The organism is Armatimonadota bacterium (assembly GCA_031081585.1).
Taxonomy (GTDB): domain Bacteria; phylum Sysuimicrobiota; class Sysuimicrobiia; order Sysuimicrobiales; family Humicultoraceae; genus Geohabitans; species Geohabitans tengchongensis.
In genome coordinates this window covers 56,203-75,034 of the sequence record JAVHLY010000003.1, presented here as the reverse complement: position 1 = coordinate 75,034, position 18,832 = coordinate 56,203, and the positions used below count along the sequence as shown (strand labels likewise).

The following is an 18,832-nucleotide window of genomic DNA, read 5'->3' as shown; positions in this document are numbered from 1 at the left end:
CAGGCTCAGTCTAGCACAGGACCCGCTCAGCCCTGGCGCCTCGCACCCCTGGCGCGACAGGCCTCGCACTCGCACAGCACCTCCCGCAGCAACGGGAACGGGTAGATGCCGGTCCGGTGGCCGTCCGGCCAGACGAAGCGCAGGGCGTAGGCGCCGACGCGCTCCACCTGCATCGGCCGCAGCGTGGGCAGCGGGTCGGGCAGCGGCCGGGGAGGATGGCCCCCGCGCTGGACGCAGACGGCGCAGGGGCAGTTGGCCCGCAACGCCCCCCACCGGTAGGTGGAGCGGTGGCCGTCGGACCAGACGATGGTGAGCTCCGGGGCGGTGATGCTGCCGACGTCGACCGGCGTGACCATCCTAGCCGGCACGGCTGCTCCCTCCACCCCCGCCGCCTCCGCCGCCGCTGCTGAAGCCACCCCCGCTGCGCGTGGACGAGGAGAGGGCGCGCGAGAGGCTCTGGAAGTTCTGGAAGGAGCGCGCCAGACGGGTGAGCGACGCGAGACCGTCCGCGCGCACGCCGCCCCGGCCGGGCCCGCCGCCGGCGTGGTACCAGCGCGGCCCGCCCACGGCCTGGCCCGTCTCCCGGGCGACGAGCGTCAGCGACCGCAGGAACTCCTCGGCCACCCCCAGCGCCGCGGCGTAGACCAGGTAGCGCTCCCACAGCGGGAGGACCTGGGCGCTCGCCTCCTTCAGCATCGAGAAGTCCGTGAGGAAGCGGCGGAAGGCGCCCCAGCGGCGGACCTCCAGCGCGGCTTCCGGGGTGCGGCGGGAAAGGGTGACGGCCGCCAGCACGCCCACCACGATGCCGACGGGCAGCGCGAAGACCGCGGAGAGCCCGAAGCCGACCGGGACGGCGACCACGGTGACCACCACGGTGGCCACCAGGATGGCCAGGCGGGCACGCTCGCTCGTGCGGTCGTCCAGACGGAAGAAGCGCTGCTCGAACCAGCGCCGCAGCCCCGGCCCCCATCGCTCCACGAAGTGCAGGAAGTTGCTCCTCGGCCCGCTCATCCGCCGGCCCCACGCCTCGATCTGCTCGTCGGTGGCGGTCTGCCCGGTGCCGGCCCGCTGGAACACCACCCGCAGCACCTCCACCTCGAAGGGCTCGAGCTCCCGCTCGCGGTCGCGGCTCCGGCGGCCGTCGTGCGCGCGCGCGCCGCCGCGCTCCGGCGTGTCGCCGCGCCGCTCCCCGGGCCCCGCCGGGCGGTCGTCCAGCAGCGCCTGCCCCCGCGGGGTGAGGCGGTAGGTCAGGTCCGTGTCGCGGAAGAGGCCCGTCCCCAGGAACCCCTCGTCCTGCCGCTCGTCGATCTCCAGGTAGCCGAGCCGCGCCGCCTCCAGCAGCGTGGCGGCGAAGGCGTGCGGCAGGAGGCGGCGGTCCACGCCGCGCTGCGGCAGGATGGCCGGGACCACGGCGGGGGGCAGGTCGCGGGGCGGCTCCCGCTCGTAGTCGGCGTCGTAGGGCACCCGGGGCTCGCGTCCGTACCGCAGGTAGGTCCACAGGTAGGCGGCCACCAGCCCGAGCATCAGCAGCGCGGAGAGGACCAGCCCGCCCACCACCACCCGGCGGACCAGCACCTCCCTGCGCGCCTGCCGCCGTTCGTCGGCCAGCAGGGTCTCGTAGGTCTCGCCGCGGCGCAGCGGGGCCTGGGCGAAGAGGGCCGGGTCGAGCAGCACGCGCACCTCGACGAAGCTCGTCGCGGGGATGGCCTCCTGCGTCACCACGGCACGGCTGCCGTCCGGAGCGATCTCCAGCGTCCCGGGCGCGGCGCGGCTGTGGACGAAGACCTTGAAGCGCGCGGGGCTGGGGCGCGGCGGGATGACGGTGATGTGGACCCGCCCGATGGGCGCGTGGTCGTCCTCGATGGCCTTCCAGTAGAACTGGGCCACGTCGGGGTAGCGCTGGACGGCGCCGCGGATGCGGTAGCGCAGGCGGAAGCGGCGGGTGGTGTCCCGCGCCTGGTAGGACCAGCGCAGGACGCGCTCCGGGCCGGCGCGGCTCCGCTCCATGGGGAGGGGCTGGCCCGTGTCGCCGTCGGTGACGGAGAGGTACTCGATGTCGTAGGTGCCGTACTGCCCGGTGGTACGCAGGCGCAGCTCGGCCCAGGTGAAGGACCCGCGGAAGCGGAAGGCGCGCACGTCCTCGACCAGGGCGTCGCCGGTGGGGAGCAGGGTGAAGACCTGGCGGATCTCCGGGTGATCGTAGGACTTGGCCTGGGCGCCGACGGACGGGGCGAGGGCGAGCGGCAGGATGCCGGGCGGTCCGATGCCAGGCAGCAGGACGCCAGGCAGCAGGAGGACCAGGAGCAGCGTCCTCATGCCGGCGCCCCGTCCGGTGACCCTCCGGTCGGTCCGCCCTGCCCCCAGCCCGGGCGCGGCCGGCGACGGCGCCGCCTGCGACGCCGCCGCCCCCTCGGCACCCTCACCGCTCCTGCGACCGCCGGCGTCTCCTCTCGACTCACGGCCTCTCCGCCCTGAGCCTCTCCGGCCTGTGCCTCTGCGCCCCCGACCGCTGCGCTCTCAACCACGCTGCCCTCGACCACGCCGCCCTCGACCGCGCTGCCCTGGACCGTGCTGCCCCCGGCCGCCGGGACGGCTCCGGCCGGTTCGGCGGCCCACACCGGCTCTGCGCCGGCGGGGAGCTCCGGTGCCCTGCCCGCGTCCTCCTCCTCGGCCGGCGTCTCCTCCCCGCGTGCCCGCGCCGCTTCGCGCCGGGCCGGGACGAGGCGCGGCAGGTCCCGCTCCGCCGCGTCCTTGATCTTGGCCAGCATGCGGTCGAGCGCCCGGCCCATCACCAGGCGGGCTGTCGTCTCCCCCAGCAGCGGGATGCCGGTCTCCACCTCCACGCGGGCGCGCACCACGCTCTCCGCGCCCTCGGCGGTGACCGCGTACTCCCCCTCCAGGTGGCGGAAGGTGCCGCGGACCTGCCGGAACTCCACGCGCGCGGGAGGCCGCAGGCGGATCACCTGGACCGACTCCACCGGCATGCCGCCGAAGTAGCCGCGCAGCTCGGCCGTGACCTGCTGGCTCTCGCGCTCCAGGATGTCGGCGACCAGCCACAGGTCGGTGAACCAGCGGGGGAGGCTCTCCACCCGGCTGAGGAGCTGGTAGACCCGCTGCTGCGGGGCGCGGATCCGCCGCTCCCGCTCGACGCGCACGGGACGGGGCGCGGCGCGGCGCAGCCGTCCCGCGCCGCCGGACGTCCTCACCGGCGCCCTCCTGCCGCTCCGCCGGCGCCGCCCCCCGTCTCGTGCGGGTCCCCCGCGACACCGGGGCCTCCCCCCGCTTCGTGGGGCTCTCCCACGGCACCGGCCACGCCTCCCGGCTGGTGCGGGACTTCCCCGACACCGGCGCCGCCGGCGCTCCCGTCGCGGGCCGGCGCGGCCCGCTCAGCCGAGGCGGCCCGTACCGCCTCGGCCAGGCGGATCACCCGGTCGTACCGCCCGAAGGCCGGGATCAGGTAGACGCCTTGCACCCGCGGCCGGATGGCGGCGATCAGGTCAAAGGCCAGCTGCAGCCCCACCTCCCGGGCGTCGCCGCCGGCCGCGCGCAGCCGCTCCCGCACGGCGTCCGGGACGGCCATCCCCGGGACCTCGTTGTGGAGGAACTCGGCGTGGCGGACGCCGTGCAGCGGCAGCACCCCGACGATCACCGGCACCGGCAGCCGCCCCACCCGGGCCAGGAAGCGGTCGAGGGTCTCGGGGTCGAAGAGCGGCATGGTGCACAGGAAGTCGCACCCGGCCGCCAGCTTCTGCTCCAGGACGCGCAGCTCGCGGTCCAGGTGGCGCGCTCCCATGTTCAGCGCCGCGCCGACGACGAAGGCGGTGGGCTGCCCCAGGTCGTTGCCCGGCAGGTCCCGCCCCTGGTTGAACCGCTTCACCAGCCGGATCAGCCCCGTGGGGGTGACGTCGGAGACGGCCGTGGCCGTGGGGTAGTCCCCCAGCTGCGGCGGGTCGCCGCGCAGCACCAGCAGGTGGCGGATCCCCAGGGCGTGCAGCGCCAGCAGGTCCGACTGGACGCGCATGAGGTTGCGGTCGCGGGTGGTGAAGTGGAGGATCGTGGGCAGCCCCACCTCCTGCTCGATGCGCAGGGCCATCCCCCAGGGGCTCATGCGCAGGCGGGCCATGGGGTTGTCGGGGACGTTCACCGCGTCGACGCCGGCCTGGCGCAGCAGGCGGCAGGTACCCAGCTCCGGGCCCTCCTGGGTCCCCCGCGGCGGCGCCACCTCGACCGTGACGACGAAGCCGCGGCGCAGGCGCTCCGCCAGGGTCGTGGGCGGGGCCGGTGGGGCGGCCGGCTGCGGGGCGGCCGTCGGAGCCACGGTCAGGCGCGGCGGGCGCCGCCACGCCGCCGTCGCAACCGCCTCACCCATGGCGCGGATGTGCTGGGGCGTGGTCCCGCAGCACCCGCCCACGATGGCCACCCCGAGCTCGACCAGCTGCCGTGCGTAGTCGGCCATGTAGGCGGGCGTGGAGGCGTAGATCACCCGCCCGCCCACGTAGGAGGGGAAGCCGGCGTTGGGCATGGCCGAGAGCGGCAGCCGCGTCAGCAGCACCAGCTGCTCCATCACCTGCAGGATGCCCTGGGCGCCCACGCTGCAGTTGGCCCCCAGCGCCGCCACCCCCAGCGGCTCGAGCCGCGCCACGATGTCGGCGGGGGTGTGGCCCAGCAGCGTGCGCCCCTCGTGGGTGAAGGTCATCTGCGCCACGATGGGGAGCGCCGCGGCCGCCCGGGCTGCGGCCACCCCGGCGGCCAGCTCGGCCAGGTCGGTGAAGGTCTCGAAGAGGAGGAGGTCCACCCCGCCCTCGGCCAGGGCCGCGGCCTGCTCGGCGAAGACCTCCCCCGCCTCCTCGGGCGTGACCGCCCCGAGCGGCGCCAGCGGCCGGCCGATCGGCCCGATCGACCCGGCCACCCACACCCGCCGCCCGGCCGCGGCGGCGACCTCCCGGGCCAGCCGGGCGCCGGCCACGTTCAGCTCGCGCACGCGCTCCTCCAGGCCGTGGGCGGCCAGCTTGAAGCGGTTGGCCCCGAAGGTGTTGGTCTCCAGCAGCTCGGCGCCCGCCTCCACGTACTCCCGGTGGATCGCCTGCACGAGGTCGGGCTGCTCGGCGTTGAGGGCGTCGAAGCACTGGTCGAAGGGGACGCCGCGGGCGTAGAGCATGGTGCCCATGGCCCCGTCGGCCAGCAGCGGACCGCGCGCCAGCCGCTCCAGGAACTCCACTCAGCCCGCCTCCAGCAACGACTTGGCGATGATGATGCGCTGGATCTCCGAGGTGCCCTCGCCGATCTCCGTGAGCTTCACGTCCCGGTAGATGCGCTCCACCACCGCCCCCTTGATGAACCCGTACCCGCCGTGGATCTGCACCGCCCGCGTGGCCGCGCGCGCCGCCGCCTCCGAGGCGTAGAGCTTGGCCATGGAGGCCTCGCGTCGGTACGGCCCTCCCCGGTCCAGGGCGGCCGCGGCCCGGGCCACGAGCAGCCAGGCGGCGTCCAGCTCCGCCGCCATGTCGGCGATCATGAAGGCGATGGCCTGGTGCTCGGCCAGCGGCTTCCCGAAGGCGCGCCGCTGCTGTGCGTACTCGACGCTGGCCTCCAGCGCCGCGCGCCCCAGCCCCACCGCCAGCGCCCCGATCCCGATGCGGCCGCCCTCCAGGACGCGCATCGCCTGGGCGTAGCCCTCCCCCTCCTCGCCGATGCGCTGCGCCACCGGGACCTCCGCGTCCTCGAAGATCACCTCGGCGGTGTCGCTGGTGCGCACGCCCAGCTTGTCCTCGTGCTTGCCGATGCGCAGCCCCGGGGTGTCCCGCTCCAGGACGAAGGCGGTGATGCCGCGCTTCCCGGCCCCCGGATCGGTCACGGCCATGACGACGTAGACGCCGCCCAGGCTCCCCTGGGTGACGAAGACCTTGGTGCCGTTCAGCACGTAGACGTCCCCGCGGCGCTCGGCGCGCGTCTGGATGGCCGCGGCGTCGCTGCCGGCGCCGGGCTCGGTCAGGCACCACGCGCCGAGCGCCTCCCCGGAGGCCAGCCGGGGCAGGAAGCGGCGCTTCTGCTCCTCGCTGCCGAAGCGCACCAGGTGCGCGGTGCACAGCGAGTTGTGGGAGGCGACGGTGAGGGCCACCCCGCCGTCGGCCCAGGCCAGGGCCTCGATGGCCAGCGCCAGGCTGACGGTGTCGAGCCCGGCCCCGCCGTAGGCGGCGGGCACGGTCATCCCCCACAGCCCCAGGGCGGCCAGCCGGGGGATGAGGGCGGTGGGGAAGCGCCCCTCGCGGTCCCAGGCGGCGGCGTACGGCCGCACCTCGCCCGCGGCGAAGTCACGCACGGTGCGCTGGACGAGGCGCTGCTCCTCGGTCAGCGCGAAGTCCACGCCCGCCTCCCCGCCCCAGGGCCGCGGGCGCGGACCGCCGCCCGCCCCGGTCGTCTCACCCCTTCACCACGCCGATGGGGCGCTGCCGGGTCACCCGCCGGCTCAGCCCGGCGGCGTGGCAGACCTCCACGACGCTGGCCACGTCCTTGTAGGCGTCGGGGGCCTCCTCGGCCAGGAGCGAGCGGTCCTGGGCCCGCACGACGATGCCCTGGGCCCGCAGCCGCGCGGCCACGTCCACCCCGGCCAGCTGCCGCACCGCCGCCCGCCGCCCCAGCACCCGCCCCGCCCCGTGGCAGGTGGAGCCGAAGGAGCGCTGCATCGCCGTCTCGGTCCCCACCATGACGAAGGAGTAGCGGCCCATGTCGCCCGGCACGAGCACCGGCTGACCGATGGCGCGGTAGCGCTCCGGGACCTCGGGGTGCCCCGGCGGGAAGGCGCGCGTGGCGCCCTTGCGGTGGACGCACACCGTCACCCGGCGGCCGTCCACCTCGTAGGGCTCGACCTTGGCGATGTTGTGGGCCACGTCGTACACCAGGTCCATGCCGAGCTCCCGGGCGTCACGCCCGAACACCTTGGCGAAGGCCTCGCGGGCCCAGTGGGTGATGAGCTGCCGGTTGGCCCAGGCGAAGTTGGCGGCGGCGCACATGGCCGCGAAGTAGTCCTGCCCCTCCCGGGAGCGGAAGGGGACACAGGCCAGCTGCCGGTCCACCAGGCGGATGTGGTACTGGCGCTCGGCGGCCCGCTCGGCCACGCGCAGGTAGTCGGTGCAGACCTGGTGCCCCAGCCCGCGCGACCCGCAGTGGATGAAGACCACCACCTGGCCGGGGAAGAGGCCCAGGACTTCGGCGGCCCGGGCGTCGTAGACCTGGTCGACCACCTGCACCTCCAGGAAGTGGTTGCCCGAGCCGAGGGTGCCCACCTGGGCGCGGCCGCGCTTCTTCGCTTCGGGGCTGACCTTGTCCGGGTCGGCCTGCTCGAGGGCCCCGCGGGCCTCGATCACCTCCACGTCCTCGGGCCAGCCGAACCCCTCCGCCACCGCCCACTGCGCCCCGCGCCCGAGCGCCCGGTCCATGCGGGGGCCGTCCAGGCGCACCCGGCCGGTCCCGCCCACCCCCGCCGGCACGGCGCGGAAGAGCTCCTCCACCAGGGCCTCCAGGTGCGGGCGCACGTCGGCCTCGGTCAGGTTGGTGCGGATGAGCCGCACCCCGCAGTCGATGTCGAACCCGATGCCGCCCGGCGAGATCACCCCCTCGTCGAGGTCGAAGGCCGCCACCCCTCCCACCGGGAAGCCGTAGCCCCAGTGGATGTCCGGCATGGCCAGGGACCAGCCGACGATGCCGGGCAGCGTGGCCACGTTGGCCACCTGCTCCAGGGCCTGCTCCTCCCCGATCTGCCGCAGCAGGCGCTCGTCGGCGAAGACCAGCCCGGGCACGCGCATCCCGGGCTTGTAGGTCGTCGGGATCTCCCAGCGGTAGTCGTCGACCTTGCGCAGGATGCGTGTCCAGGGTGTGGCCGTCCGCGTCTCCATCGCCTCTCCCCCCTGACGCTCCCCGACGAAAAACGCCCCCCATGACACACCATGAGGGGCGGACGGCGCAGCGGCGCGCCGGGCAGGCGCCGCGCCTAGAACGGGATGGCCTCGACCGCCTTGATCTCCGAAACCTGTTCCTTGAGCATGCGCTCGATGCCCGCCTGCAGGGTCATCATCGAGTACATGCAGCCCACGCAGGCGCCGGCCAGGCGGATCTGGACGATGTCCTCGACGATGTCGACCAGCTCGATGTCCCCGCCGTCCGCCTGGACGTAGGGCCGGATCATCTCCAGGACGGCCTCGACGCGCTCCCGCGTCCCCGCCCCGGTGGCCGGCGCAGCCCCGGTCACCGACCCCGCCCCGGCCACCGGCCCGTTACTCGTCACCGTCTCCGCCATCCGTCGCCCCCTCGTCCGCCGCCCGTCACCAGTCGTCGCCCGCGCCGTCGCAGTCCTCGCCCGCGCCGCCGCCCGCGCCCGTCAGCAGCCGCGCCCGTCCTCCCCGCAGGGTTCGGCCTGCCCGGGGTCCTCCGCCGTGGTGAAGGAGTGGCCGCACCCGCAGGTGGCCACCGCGTTGGGGTTGCGCACCGCAAACCCCTCACCCATCACCGAGCGGTGGTAGTCGATCTCGGCCCCCCGCAGCAGGCGCGCGGCCAGCGCGTCCACCAGGAGGCGCACCCCGTGCTGCTCGACCACCTGGTCGCCGGGCTGGACCTCGGTGTCGAGCGTCATCCCGTAGGAGTACCCCGAGCACCCGCCGCGGGTGACGAAGAGCCGCAGAGCCGTCCCGGGCGCCTCCTGGGCCAGCAGGTCCCGCAGCCGCTCGGCGGCGGCGGGCGTCAGCGTGATCGGATCCTGGGTGATGGCCATGACAGGACCATTCTGGCACCCGCCGCAGGGGGTGTCAATTTGCGCGTCGGTGACGCCCGTCGCGGGTGATGCGCCGGTGCGCCAGTCACGGGTGACGGGCGGGAGACCCCGCCCGGGTTACGCGCGGGAGGCGCCGGCCACGGGCTGCGGGGCGTCCCGCTCGGCATCCACCGGGCAGAAGAACCCGAAGGGCTCGCGCGGGTCCGGGTTGAGGAACTGGTGGGGCGCCCCCGGCGGCACGTAGACCACGTCCAGCGGCCGCACCTCGAAGCGCTCCGCGCCCACGCGCACCACGCCGCGCCCGCGCACGACGACCACGGCGTGCACGTGCCGGTGGCGCTCCAGGCTGCTGTACCCGCCCGGCGCCACCTCGAAGTAGCGCAGGTGGAAGCGGGCCGGCTCGCCGGCGCTGCCGATGAGCGTGTGGCGCGTCACCCCCTCCCAGGCGAGGTCCGCCTCCCGGGCCGGCTTGTAGGCCTGCGGGGGGACGCCCTCCCAGGTGAAGGTGGCCGGGTCGAAGCGCATCAGCACCCGGCTCGTCCGGAGGCCCGGTTCCGGGATTTCACAGGAGGACGCGTAGAGGGCGGACGCGGCACCCTCCGGTGCGGGTGCCCGCCGGCGCCCGGCCGGTCCGGGCCGCTCCGGACGCAGCCCTCCTCCGCCTGACCGCCGCCGGACCCTCCTCACGGCCTCACCACCACCTTCAGCGCGTCGCCCGACGCCACCAGCCGGTATCCCTCGGCCGCACGCTCGAGCGGCAGCCGGTGGGTGACCAGCCGCTCGACGGGCAGCCCCGCCGCCAGCAGCCGCAGCGCCTCCCGGGTGTCGGCCGGCCCGGCGGAGTAGCTGGGGATCACCGACACCTCCCGGAAGAAGAGGTCGTGCACCGCCAGGGGGAAGGTGGCGCCGGGCGGGAGCGGGGCAAAGAGCACGAGGCGTCCCGCCGGTGCCGTGCAGGCCATCCCGGTGGCGATGGCGTCGACGCTGGGTGGGGTCACCACGACCACGTCGGCTCCCCCACCCGGGACCGCTTTGTCGATGTCGCCTCCGAGCGCGCGCGCCGTCTCCTGGCGGTCCGGGCGCACGTCCAGCCCCGCCACCACCGCCGCCCCCAACGCCCGCGCCGCCAGCACGTGCAGGAGGCCCATCACCCCCAGGCCCACGACGGCCACGCGGTCCCCCTCCCGCAATCCCGCCCGCCGCAGGCTCTTCACCGCGCAGGCCAGCGGTTCGACGAAGACCCCCCGCTCGTCGTCGACCTCCTGTGGCAGCGGCAGGAGGTCGGCTGCGACGATCTCAGGCGGGACGAGGGTATAGTCGGCCAGCCCTCCGGGCTCCAGCCGGGTCCGGCGCCAGGTGGGGCAGTGCACGGCATCCCCGCGGCGGCAGGCCCGGCACGCGCCGCACGGCGCGTGGTGGTGGACGAAGACCCGCGTCCCTTCGGGGAGCTCGACGCCCGGCCCTGTCGCCGCCACCTCGCCCACCGGCTCGTGGCCAAGCGGGACCGGCGCCTTGCGCGCCATGTACCAGGCCATGGTCTCGCCGCTGCACAGCCCGCAGGCGCGGACGCGCACCAGGACCTCACCCGGCCCAGGAGGTCGCAGCGGCCGCGTCTCCAGTCGGACGTCCCCCTCGCCGTGGTAGACCGCGGCCCGCGTGAGCGTGGGCAGCGTCAGGGCCACGGGGGCTCTCCCGCGAGCGGAGCGGCCCCGTCCGGGACGATCGCCACCTTCAGGTGGGCCCCGCGGTCCAGCTCTTGGAAGACCTCCACGATCTCCCCGAGCGGCCGTACCGCCGTGACGAGCGGGCCCACGTTGATGCGCCGCTCCGCCAGCCACCGCCGCGCCTCGGCCACGTCATCCGAGGTGTAGTGGAAGGCGCTGACCAGGTCCACCTCGCCGTAGTGGAGGCGGGCGGCGTCGAAGGTGGCACGGGCCCCGGGCGCCAGCCCTCCGAAGAGGAGGACGCTCCCGCCGCTGCGCACCCACGCGGGCGCCGCCGTCCACACCGCTGCGCTGCCGGTGGCTTCCACCACCACGTCCGGGGCCTCGCCCAGCGCCCCCTCCAGATGGCGCCGCACCGTCTCGGATCCAGAAGCTCCTGGGGCCCCGCGCCGGTGCGCTTTCCCGAGCCCTGCAGCCTCGCCCCGGCCATGCGCGCCGCCCTCGCCGCCCGAGACGTCGACGGGCAGCCCCCCCAGCGCCGCCACGAGCTCCAGCCGGTCGCGCCGCCGCGCCACCACCGCCGGGCGCAGCCCCAACCGCAGGCCCGTGAGCAGGAAGAGGAAGGCGATGGCCCCCGACCCCACCACGGCGACGGACGGCCCGCCATTGCCTGCCCACCCGTCAGCTCGCCCCAGCAGGCCCAGGCGCCGCCAGCCGTGCAGCACGCACGCCAGCGGCTCCAGGAAGGCCGCCTCCGTGTACCGCAGCTCCGGGGGCTTGGGGAAGAGGTGCCGCGCCGCCACCGGAGGCGTCACCAGCACGTGCTCGGCGTAGGCGCCCAGCACGATGTCCTGAAAGAGGCGGGGACAGTGGTTCTCGGCGCCGCGCCGGCACGCCGCGCACTGGCCGCACCCCGCGGTGGGCACGTACATCACCGCGTCACCGGGCCTCACCTGCGCCACGCCCGGGCCCACGGCGACGACGTCGCCAGCGGCCTCATGGCCGAACGGCCCGGGCCCCAGGCGGGCGTGCCCTCGCCGGTAGGTCTTCAGGTCCGTGCCGCAGGTGAGCGCGGCGCGGACGCGCACCAGCACCTCGCCGGGCCCGGGCGCCGGGAGGGGACCGTCTTCCAGGGCGAGCCGCCGGGGGGCGCGCAGGACGGCCCGGCGCATCACCCCGGCGGCTGCCACCCGATCAGCTGCCCGTCTCAGCTTTCCCTCTCAGCTGCCGTCTCGACGGGCAGGCGCTCGTTGAACCAGGCGATGATGCCGCCCCGCAGGTTGCGGGCGTTGCCGTAGCCGGCCGCGCGCAGCACCTTCACCACGTCGGCGCTGCGGGCACCGGACGCGCAGTGGACCACCACCGGGCGGTTGGGGTCGATCTCGGTGAGGCGCTGCCGGACCTCCCCCTTGGGGATCAGCACGGCGCCGGGGATGCGCGCCTGCGCCCACTCCCAGGGCTCCCGGACGTCGATAAGCTGGGCCCCGGCCTCGAGCAGCCGCACCGCCTCGGCCGGCTCCACCTCGGGGACCTCGCCGTCGGTCTCGGCGACGGCGTGGCGGCCGGGCAGGCCGCAGAAGGCCTCGTAGTCGATGAGCGCGGTGATCGTGGGCCGGTCGCCGCAGACGGGGCAGTCGGGGTTGCGGGCCCAGCGCAGCAGCCGGAAGTCCATCGCCAGGGCGTCGAAGATGAAGAGGCGGTTGCCCAGCGTCTCCCCCACACCCAGCAGGACCTTCACCGCCTCCGCGGCCTGCAGCGTCCCCATGAAGCCGGCCAGCGCCCCCAGGATGCCGCCCTCCGCGCACGAGGGCACGGTCCCCGGCGGCGGCGGCGTGGGGAAGAGGCAGCGGTAGCACCCGCGGCCGGGCAGGAAGGTGGTGGCCTGCCCCTCCCAGCGCAGGATGGACGCGTCCACCAGCGGCTTGCGCAGGAAGACGCAGGCGTCATTCACCAGGTAGCGGGTGGGAAAGTTGTCGCTGCCATTCACCACCAGGTCGTAGGACCCGATGATCTCGAGCGCGTTCTCCGCGGTGAGCGTGGTCTGGTACGGCACCACGGTGACGTCGGGGTTCAGCGCCTCGAGCGTGCGCTTCGCCGACTCGGTCTTGGGGACGCCCACGTCGGCGGTGCGGTGGATCACCTGGCGGTGGAGGTTGTTGAGCTCCACCCGGTCGCCGTCGATGATCCCGATGGTCCCGACCCCGGCCGCGGCCAGGTAGAGGGCGGAGGGACTCCCCAGGCCCCCGGCGCCGACGACGAGGACCTTGCTGTCGAGCAGCCGGCGCTGCCCCGCCACCCCGATCTCGTCCAGGATGAGCTGGCGCGAGTAGCGGTCGATCTGCTCGCGGGAGAGGATAGGACGCCGGGTCTCTACGGCCATGCTGCGCTCCTCATGCCACCAGGTTGCTCTCCGGGCTGCTCACGCGCTCCTCACCGGTCGACGGGGCGGGCGCGTCGCCCGCTCACCACGCACTGCGCGACTCGCCACGATTTACGATACCGAGGGGTCCTGCGCTGTCAACGCATCGTCATTCAACGCAGGACGGGCCCCGGCTCTTCCCGTCCTCCCCCTGTGGCTCCCGAGGGGTAATCCCGGGGCATAAGGGGCTGGGGGGCCGGCGGGAGGCCGGGCAGCGGAGCTCGGCCCGGCGGGATGCCGGGCAGCAGAACTCGGCCCGGCGGGACGCCTGAGGCCGACGCCCTGCAGAGATGCTGTAGAATACAGTGTTCGCCTGGCCCATGGCCTGCGGGTTCGAGGGGCCGTGGGAGCCTGAGTGGGAGGCACAGAGCGTCATGGACGATCTCTTCGACGTCACGATCATCGGCGCGGGGCCCACGGGCCTGTTCGCCGCCTACTACGCCGGCTTTCGCTCGCTCCGCACGAAGATCGTGGACAGTCAGCCCGACCTGGGCGGGCAGATCACCGCCCTCTACCCGGACAAGTACATCTACGACGTGGCCGGGTTCCCTAAGATCCTCGGCAAGGACCTGGTGCGCAACCTGGTGGAGCAGGCGATGCAGTACAACCCCGAGGTCCTCCTGAACGAGCAGATCCAGACGGTGGAGGACGTCGGGGACCGGGCGCTGGCGCTGCGGTCGGACGGCCGGGTCCACTACACCAAGGTGGCCATCATCACGGCGGGGATCGGGGCTTTCACCCCCAAGACCTTCAAGCGCCCGGAACTGGACCGGTACATGGGCAAGGGGCTCTACTACGCCGTCAAGAACAAGGAGGACTTCCGGGACAAGCGGCTGCTGGTCATCGGGGGCGGCGATTCGGCCCTCGACTGGGCCCTGGGCCTGATCCCCTACGCCCGGCAGATCACCCTGATCCACCGGCGGGACCAGTTCCGCGCCCACGAGGACAGCGTGCGCAAGCTGTTCGACTCCCCCATCACCGTGCGGCTCTTCTACGAGTTGAAGGAGCTGCGCGGGGACGACCAGGTGCGGGAGGCCGTCATCTTCGACAACCGGACGAAGCAGGAGGAGGTCCTGGAGGTCGACGCGGTGCTGGCCTTCCTCGGGTTGATCAGCAACCTGGGGCCGATCAAGCACTGGGGGCTGCAGATTGAGGACGACTCCATCGTGGTGAACACGAAGATGGAGACGAACCGGCCGGGGATCTACGCGGCCGGAGACATCGTCACCTTCCCGGGCAAGCTCAAGCTCATCGCCACGGGCTTTGGGGAGGCGGCCACGGCGGTGAACAACGCCGCCGCCTACATCAACCCGCGGGCGAAGGTCTTCCCCGGACACAGCAGCACGATCATGGAGCAGAAGGAGAAGAAGGCCACCCCGGCCGGGGCATCGGCGGGGTGATGAGGGAAGGGCCCATGTCATCCCCGTGGCCCCGGCCACACGTGATACGACCGAACACTACCTGCCCCGGACCCAGTTGTGTTCGGTAGTGTGTTCGGTAGACTCGCCAATCTGCCTGACTGGCTGGGCGGCGCTGCGTTCCCGCCTGCCCTGTAAACTCGAAGTTCGGTCCGGCCTCCAATCCGGCCAAGAAAATTTTTCGCCCGCCTTGCCCCCCCTGAAAACGCCCAGCCCATGCCGATAACTCATAACGGAAAACCAGGCAGAGTGTGCCGAGGAGGGGAGCGGCCTGGGGATCACGCCAGCTCCGTCAGCCCAACCACGCCCACACGCGCTCGATCAGGACGCGGCGCCACGAGGAGGTTCCGCGCCAGCCAGGGATTCCGGGCGGCTGCTGCGGGTCATCGCCCGCCTGCCTGATGGCGCCCTTCGCAGCCGGGTCGAGCGGCTGGCGGGCCGCGAGCGCCGGGCCACGACCCTGCTCGTCGCCTACCTGGCCGAGCTGGACGCTCGCCGCTTGCACCTGGCGGACGGGTATCCCTCGCTCTTCGCCTACTGCACTCAGGCCTTGCACCTCTCTGAGTACGCCGCCTACCACCGCATCCAGGCGGCCCGGACGGTGCGTCGGTTTCCCGTCCTCCTCGGCGAACTGGCCCGGGGGCACCTGACGCTCACCACGCTGAGCCTGCTGGCTCCGCACCTCACCGCTGCCAACCTCCAGGCGCTGCTGGCCGAGGCGCGCGGGGCCAGCAAGCGGGCCGTGGAAGCGCTGGTGGCGCGCCTGCAGCCTCGCCCTCCCGTCCCGGCCTCCGTACGCCGTCTCCCAGCCCCGGGAGGGCCGGCGCACCCAGCCCCGGGAGGTTCGGCACACCCAGCCCTGGGAGATTCGGTGCAGCCTGTCCAGGGAGGTCCAGAGTGCTCCGTCCCGGGAAGTCTGGCGTCCCCTGTCCCCGGAGGTCCAGCACCTCAGCAAGGCCAGCCACCGACGCCGACACCGAGTCCAACGCTCGGCGTCGACGGGATTCCAGCAGGGGTGGCTGGAGACACCCCGGTCGCCCACGCGCCCGCGGGAGATGAGACAGACCGTGTCCCACCCGGGACGCCACCCGGCGGCCCCGCGCGGTTTCTGAGGCCGGGCAGCTGCGGCGGCGGGCCATCGGGCGCTGTCACTCCCCTGGCGCCGACGCGCTACCGTGTCCAGTTCACGGCCGGCCCGGAGACCTATGCCAAGCTGAAGCAGTGCCAGGACCTCCTGCGCCACCAGATCCCCGGCGGTGACCTGGCCCAGCTCTTTGACCGAGCCCTGACCGCATTGCTGCGAGAGCTGATGTGCCGGAGGGTGGGCACCCCGCTCCGGCCGGGGCCGGCCCGGACCACCCCGGCGGCGGCTCCCCCGGCAAGGATCGTGCGGCCGCATGCCGCCACCGCTCCCACGCCCGGAGACGCATCGGCTTCGAATCCCGGCGCACCGACACTCCCACCGGGGCCTTCGCGTCACATTCCGGCCGCTGTCCGTCGGGTCGTGTGGGAACGGGACGGCGGCCAGTGCGCGTTCGTCAGTGCAGACGGGCGTCGGTGCCCGGAACGGGGATACCTGGAATTCCACCACGTCCGCCCCTACGCCCTGGGCGGACCGGCCACCGTGGAGAACATCCAGCTCCGCTGTCGCGCCCACAACGGCTACGAGGCGGACCAGATCTTCGGACCGCCCCCCGCGCGGCGCTCAGGGCCGTCCCAACAGAGCGATCAGCGGGCGGCTGCGGATCAGCGCGCGGCTGCGGATCAGCGGACGGCTGCGGAACGGACGACTGCGGAACGGGCGACTGCGGATCGGGCGACTGCGGATCGGGCCATGAGGCCAGGGCGGAGCCGCCTAACACCGGGACCTGCCGAACAGGCCCCGCCCCGGACCCAGTTGGCCTCAGCAGCGCAGGCAGGCTCGGCCCCGGCGACCACCCCTGCCCGGAGCCCTGATCAGCCCGGCAGGACCGCTGCGCAGACCGGCCGGCCTGGCGAGCACAGCCATCCACCCTGAGGACCCTGACCCGACCTGAAAACCGTGACCCGACTTGGGGACCATGACCCGACCGCGCCGACGCCGAGGCGCGGAGGCTACGCCGAGGTGGCGGGGCGCCTGCTCCGGTACGCCAGGACGGCCTGGGCCTGCTCGTCGGCATGGTATGAGGAGCGGACGAGCGGACCGGCCTCCACGTACCGGAAGCCCCGCCGCAGTCCCTCCGCCTTGAGGGCGGCGAACTCCTCCGGGGTGTAGTACCGGTCGATGGGGTGGTAGCCCGGGCCAGGGCGCAGGTACTGGCCGAGGGTGAGGACGTCGCAGTCGACGGCACGCAGGTCGTCCATCGTCTGCAGGACCTCCTCCCAGGTCTCGCCCATGCCCAGGATGATCCCGCTCTTGGTGAAGCAGGTGTAGCCCCACTCCTTGACCCACCGCAGCAGCCGGAGCGAGCGGTCGTAGTTGCCGCCGTGGCGGACAATGGCGAAGACGCGCCGCACGCTCTCGATGTTGTGGTTGAGGATCTCGGGGCCGGCCTCCAGCACAGTGTGGAGCGCGGCGGGATCGCCCTTGAAGTCGGGGATGAGCACCTCCACGGTGCACCCGGGCACGTAGGCGTGGATGCGCCGGATCGTCTCCGCGTAGATCGCCGCGCCTCCGTCGCGCAGGTCGTCGCGGTTCACGGAGGTGATCACCGCGTGGCGGAGGCCCATTTGCTGGACGGCGCGCGCCACCCGCTCGGGCTCCTCCAGGTCCAGCTCGCTGGGCAGGCCGTGGGCGATGGCGCAGTAGGCGCAGTTGCGCGTGCAGATGTTCCCCAGGATGAGGAAGGTGGCGGTGCGGCGCTCCCAGCAGTCGCCGATGTTGGGACAGCGGGCCTCCTCGCAGACCGTGTGGAGGGCCTGGGTGCGCATGATCCCCACGAGCGCCTGGTAGTTGGGCCCGCTGGGGAGGCGCACCTTGAGCCAGGGAGGACGCCGCAGCGGCACGGCGCGCCCCTGCGGGTCGAGGGTGTAGAGGGGGCGCTCCGACGTCTGCGCGTCGGGCACGGCGGAGCCGTCGCGAGCGATCGCCATCTAGAAGTCGGTGACCAGCCCTTCTGCCCGGAAGCCCTCCAGCCGGGCCTTGATGTGGTTCAGGAACTGCATGGCCACCGCCCCATCGAAGACACGGTGGTCGAAGGACAACCCCAGGTGCATGATGTCCCGGATGGCGATGGCCTCCTGCCGCACCACGGGGCGCTTGACGATCGCGTCCGTGGCCAGGATGGCGGCCTGGCCGGGCACGATCACCGGCATCGACCAGATCGACCCGAAGACGCCCGGATTGGTGATGGTGAAGGTGGCCCCCTGGACGTCCTCGAGCGTCAACGTCCCCTCGCGCGCCCGCCGCCCGACGGCCTCGATCTCGCGGGCGAGGCCGGCCAGGCTCTTCTGGTCGGCGTCGTGGATCACGGCCACGACCAGGCCGTCCTCCACGGCGATGCCGAGCCCGATGTGGACGTGGCCGCGCTGGAGGATCCCCTCGTCGGTCCACACGCTGTTCACGACGGGGAACGCGCGCAGGGCGTCGGCGGCGGCCCGGACGAAAAAGGCGGTGTAGGTGAGGTTCGTACCGTGGCGCTCGCGCCAGGCGGCCTTGTGCGCCTCGCGCCAGCGCACCAGTTCGGTGACGTCCACCTCGATGACGCCGTAGGCGTGGGGGATCTCCCGCTTGGACTGGGCCATGCGCTGGGCGATGGTCCGGCGCAGCGGCGAGAGCCGGATCAGGCGGTCCTGGGGACCGGCGACCGGTGGCCGGACCGGCGCGGGGACGCCCGGCGGCGGCGCGCCAGGGACCGCTGCGGGCGCAGCCGGCGCAGGGGTGGGCGGGATCGGAGCGGGCGCAGCCCCGGCGGGGGCGGCGGCAGCGGGCGCCGCCGCGGCTGGGGCGGTAGCGGGCGCGGCACGGCGGGCTTCGATGTAGCGGAGCAGATCCTCCTTGGTCACCCGGCCGCCCGCGCCGCTGCCCTGGAGCCGCGTCACCTCGGTCAGCGGGACGCCGTGTTCCTCGGCCAGGCGGCGCACCAGGGGGGAGAGCCGGGGACGCTCGCCGACGGCCTCGCGTGCCTCCGCCGCGGCAGGTGCGCCAGGTGGAGCCGCAGGAGCGCTTGGGGCGGCCGGGGCGGGTCCGCCGGGGGCTGCGGGGGCCGGAGCCACGCCAGGGGTGGCAGCCGTCGGGGTTGCAGCGGGTGCCGGGCCGGGGGCCGGGCCGGGTGCCGGGCCGGCCGCCTGAGCGGCCGCGGCAGCGGCGGCGGCTTCCTGGCCGGCCGGAACGTCCATCAGGGCGATGGGGGTCCCCACGGGGAGCGTCTGCCCCTCCTGCGCCAGGATCTCCCGCAGCACCCCCTCGATGGGCGAGGGCATCTCCACGTTGACCTTGTCGGTGATGATCTCCACCAGCGGCTCGAAGCGCTCCACCCGGTCACCGGGGCGCTTCAGCCACCGGCCGATCGTCCCCTCGTAGGTGGACTCCCCCAGCTGGGGCATCCTCACCTCAACCGGCATGCGGCCCTCCTCTGTCTGCGGCCAG

Annotated in this window: 15 protein-coding genes; 1 reads left to right on the top strand and 14 read right to left on the bottom strand. The window is 74.1% G+C overall.

Annotation, left to right across the window (positions count from 1 at the left end):
* Positions 1 to 26: 26 nt before the first annotated feature.
* From RB146_02100 to moeB, 12 genes are all read right to left on the bottom strand, one after another.
* On the bottom strand, positions 27 to 368 hold the full coding sequence (locus RB146_02100; GenBank protein ID MDQ7827771.1) for a DUF971 domain-containing protein: 342 nt from the start codon (positions 366 to 368) through the stop codon (positions 27 to 29).
* Positions 358 to 2,316 (bottom strand): DUF2207 domain-containing protein, encoded by a 1,959-nt coding sequence (locus RB146_02095; GenBank protein MDQ7827770.1) that lies wholly within the window; start codon positions 2,314 to 2,316, stop codon positions 358 to 360. The genes RB146_02100 and RB146_02095 overlap by 11 nt, the downstream gene beginning before the upstream one ends.
* Positions 2,313 to 3,206 (bottom strand): SRPBCC family protein, encoded by an 894-nt coding sequence (locus tag RB146_02090; protein ID MDQ7827769.1) that lies wholly within the window; start codon positions 3,204 to 3,206, stop codon positions 2,313 to 2,315. Before RB146_02090 ends, RB146_02095 begins: the two co-directional genes overlap by 4 nt.
* Positions 3,203 to 5,218: a bifunctional homocysteine S-methyltransferase/methylenetetrahydrofolate reductase gene (locus RB146_02085; protein ID MDQ7827768.1), complete on the bottom strand. Its 2,016-nt coding sequence runs from the start codon at positions 5,216 to 5,218 to the stop codon at positions 3,203 to 3,205. Before RB146_02085 ends, RB146_02090 begins: the two co-directional genes overlap by 4 nt.
* The gene (locus RB146_02080) at positions 5,219 to 6,364 is read right to left on the bottom strand and encodes an acyl-CoA dehydrogenase family protein (protein ID MDQ7827767.1); all 1,146 of its coding nucleotides are present in this window, start codon (positions 6,362 to 6,364) and stop codon (positions 5,219 to 5,221) included.
* Between the two features lie 55 nt (positions 6,365 to 6,419).
* Complete coding sequence (locus RB146_02075) at positions 6,420 to 7,892, bottom strand: RtcB family protein (protein ID MDQ7827766.1); 1,473 nt, start codon at positions 7,890 to 7,892, stop codon at positions 6,420 to 6,422.
* 95 nt (positions 7,893 to 7,987) lie between these two features.
* Positions 7,988 to 8,245: a NifU family protein gene (locus RB146_02070; GenBank protein ID MDQ7827765.1), complete on the bottom strand. Its 258-nt coding sequence runs from the start codon at positions 8,243 to 8,245 to the stop codon at positions 7,988 to 7,990.
* A gap of 129 nt (positions 8,246 to 8,374) precedes the next feature.
* On the bottom strand, positions 8,375 to 8,764 hold the full coding sequence (locus RB146_02065) for an iron-sulfur cluster assembly accessory protein (protein MDQ7827764.1): 390 nt from the start codon (positions 8,762 to 8,764) through the stop codon (positions 8,375 to 8,377).
* A gap of 117 nt (positions 8,765 to 8,881) precedes the next feature.
* Entirely contained in the window at positions 8,882 to 9,289 is a 408-nt protein-coding gene (locus RB146_02060; GenBank protein MDQ7827763.1) for a cupin domain-containing protein, read from the bottom strand.
* A 158-nt stretch (positions 9,290 to 9,447) separates the two neighbouring features.
* On the bottom strand, positions 9,448 to 10,446 hold the full coding sequence (locus RB146_02055; protein MDQ7827762.1) for an alcohol dehydrogenase catalytic domain-containing protein: 999 nt from the start codon (positions 10,444 to 10,446) through the stop codon (positions 9,448 to 9,450).
* Positions 10,437 to 11,618, bottom strand: coding sequence for an alcohol dehydrogenase catalytic domain-containing protein (locus tag RB146_02050; GenBank protein MDQ7827761.1), 1,182 nt, complete (start codon positions 11,616 to 11,618; stop codon positions 10,437 to 10,439). The genes RB146_02055 and RB146_02050 overlap by 10 nt, the downstream gene beginning before the upstream one ends.
* A 17-nt stretch (positions 11,619 to 11,635) precedes the next feature.
* A complete protein-coding gene (moeB, locus tag RB146_02045) occupies positions 11,636 to 12,808 on the bottom strand; it encodes a molybdopterin-synthase adenylyltransferase MoeB (GenBank protein ID MDQ7827760.1) in 1,173 nt (390 codons plus the stop codon).
* 413 nt (positions 12,809 to 13,221) lie between these two features.
* On the opposite strand from moeB, the gene RB146_02040 reads away from it, so the two are divergent.
* On the top strand, positions 13,222 to 14,247 hold the full coding sequence (locus tag RB146_02040; protein MDQ7827759.1) for an NAD(P)/FAD-dependent oxidoreductase: 1,026 nt from the start codon (positions 13,222 to 13,224) through the stop codon (positions 14,245 to 14,247).
* A gap of 2,112 nt (positions 14,248 to 16,359) precedes the next feature.
* Here RB146_02040 and lipA read toward each other — a convergent pair.
* Entirely contained in the window at positions 16,360 to 17,337 is a 978-nt protein-coding gene (gene lipA, locus RB146_02035; GenBank protein ID MDQ7827758.1) for a lipoyl synthase, read from the bottom strand.
* A complete protein-coding gene (locus tag RB146_02030) occupies positions 17,338 to 18,807 on the bottom strand; it encodes a dihydrolipoamide acetyltransferase family protein (protein ID MDQ7827757.1) in 1,470 nt (489 codons plus the stop codon).
* Positions 18,808 to 18,832 lie beyond the last annotated feature (25 nt).

What these genes read in the sequence shown, in the direction of transcription:
- RB146_02095 (MDQ7827770.1), bottom strand. Translation starts at nt 2,316, where the DNA reads ATGAGGACGCTGCTCCTGGTCCTCCTGCTGCCTGGCGTCCTGCTGCCT.
- RB146_02075 (MDQ7827766.1), bottom strand. Translation starts at nt 7,892, where the DNA reads ATGGAGACGCGGACGGCCACACCCTGGACACGCATCCTGCGCAAGGTC.
- RB146_02065 (MDQ7827764.1), bottom strand. Translation starts at nt 8,764, where the DNA reads ATGGCCATCACCCAGGATCCGATCACGCTGACGCCCGCCGCCGCCGAG.
- RB146_02060 (MDQ7827763.1), bottom strand. Translation starts at nt 9,289, where the DNA reads ATGCGCTTCGACCCGGCCACCTTCACCTGGGAGGGCGTCCCCCCGCAG.
- moeB (MDQ7827760.1), bottom strand. Translation starts at nt 12,808, where the DNA reads ATGGCCGTAGAGACCCGGCGTCCTATCCTCTCCCGCGAGCAGATCGAC.
- RB146_02040 (MDQ7827759.1), top strand. Translation starts at nt 13,222, where the DNA reads ATGGACGATCTCTTCGACGTCACGATCATCGGCGCGGGGCCCACGGGC.
- lipA (MDQ7827758.1), bottom strand. Translation starts at nt 17,337, where the DNA reads ATGGCGATCGCTCGCGACGGCTCCGCCGTGCCCGACGCGCAGACGTCG.
- RB146_02030 (MDQ7827757.1), bottom strand. Translation starts at nt 18,807, where the DNA reads ATGCCGGTTGAGGTGAGGATGCCCCAGCTGGGGGAGTCCACCTACGAG.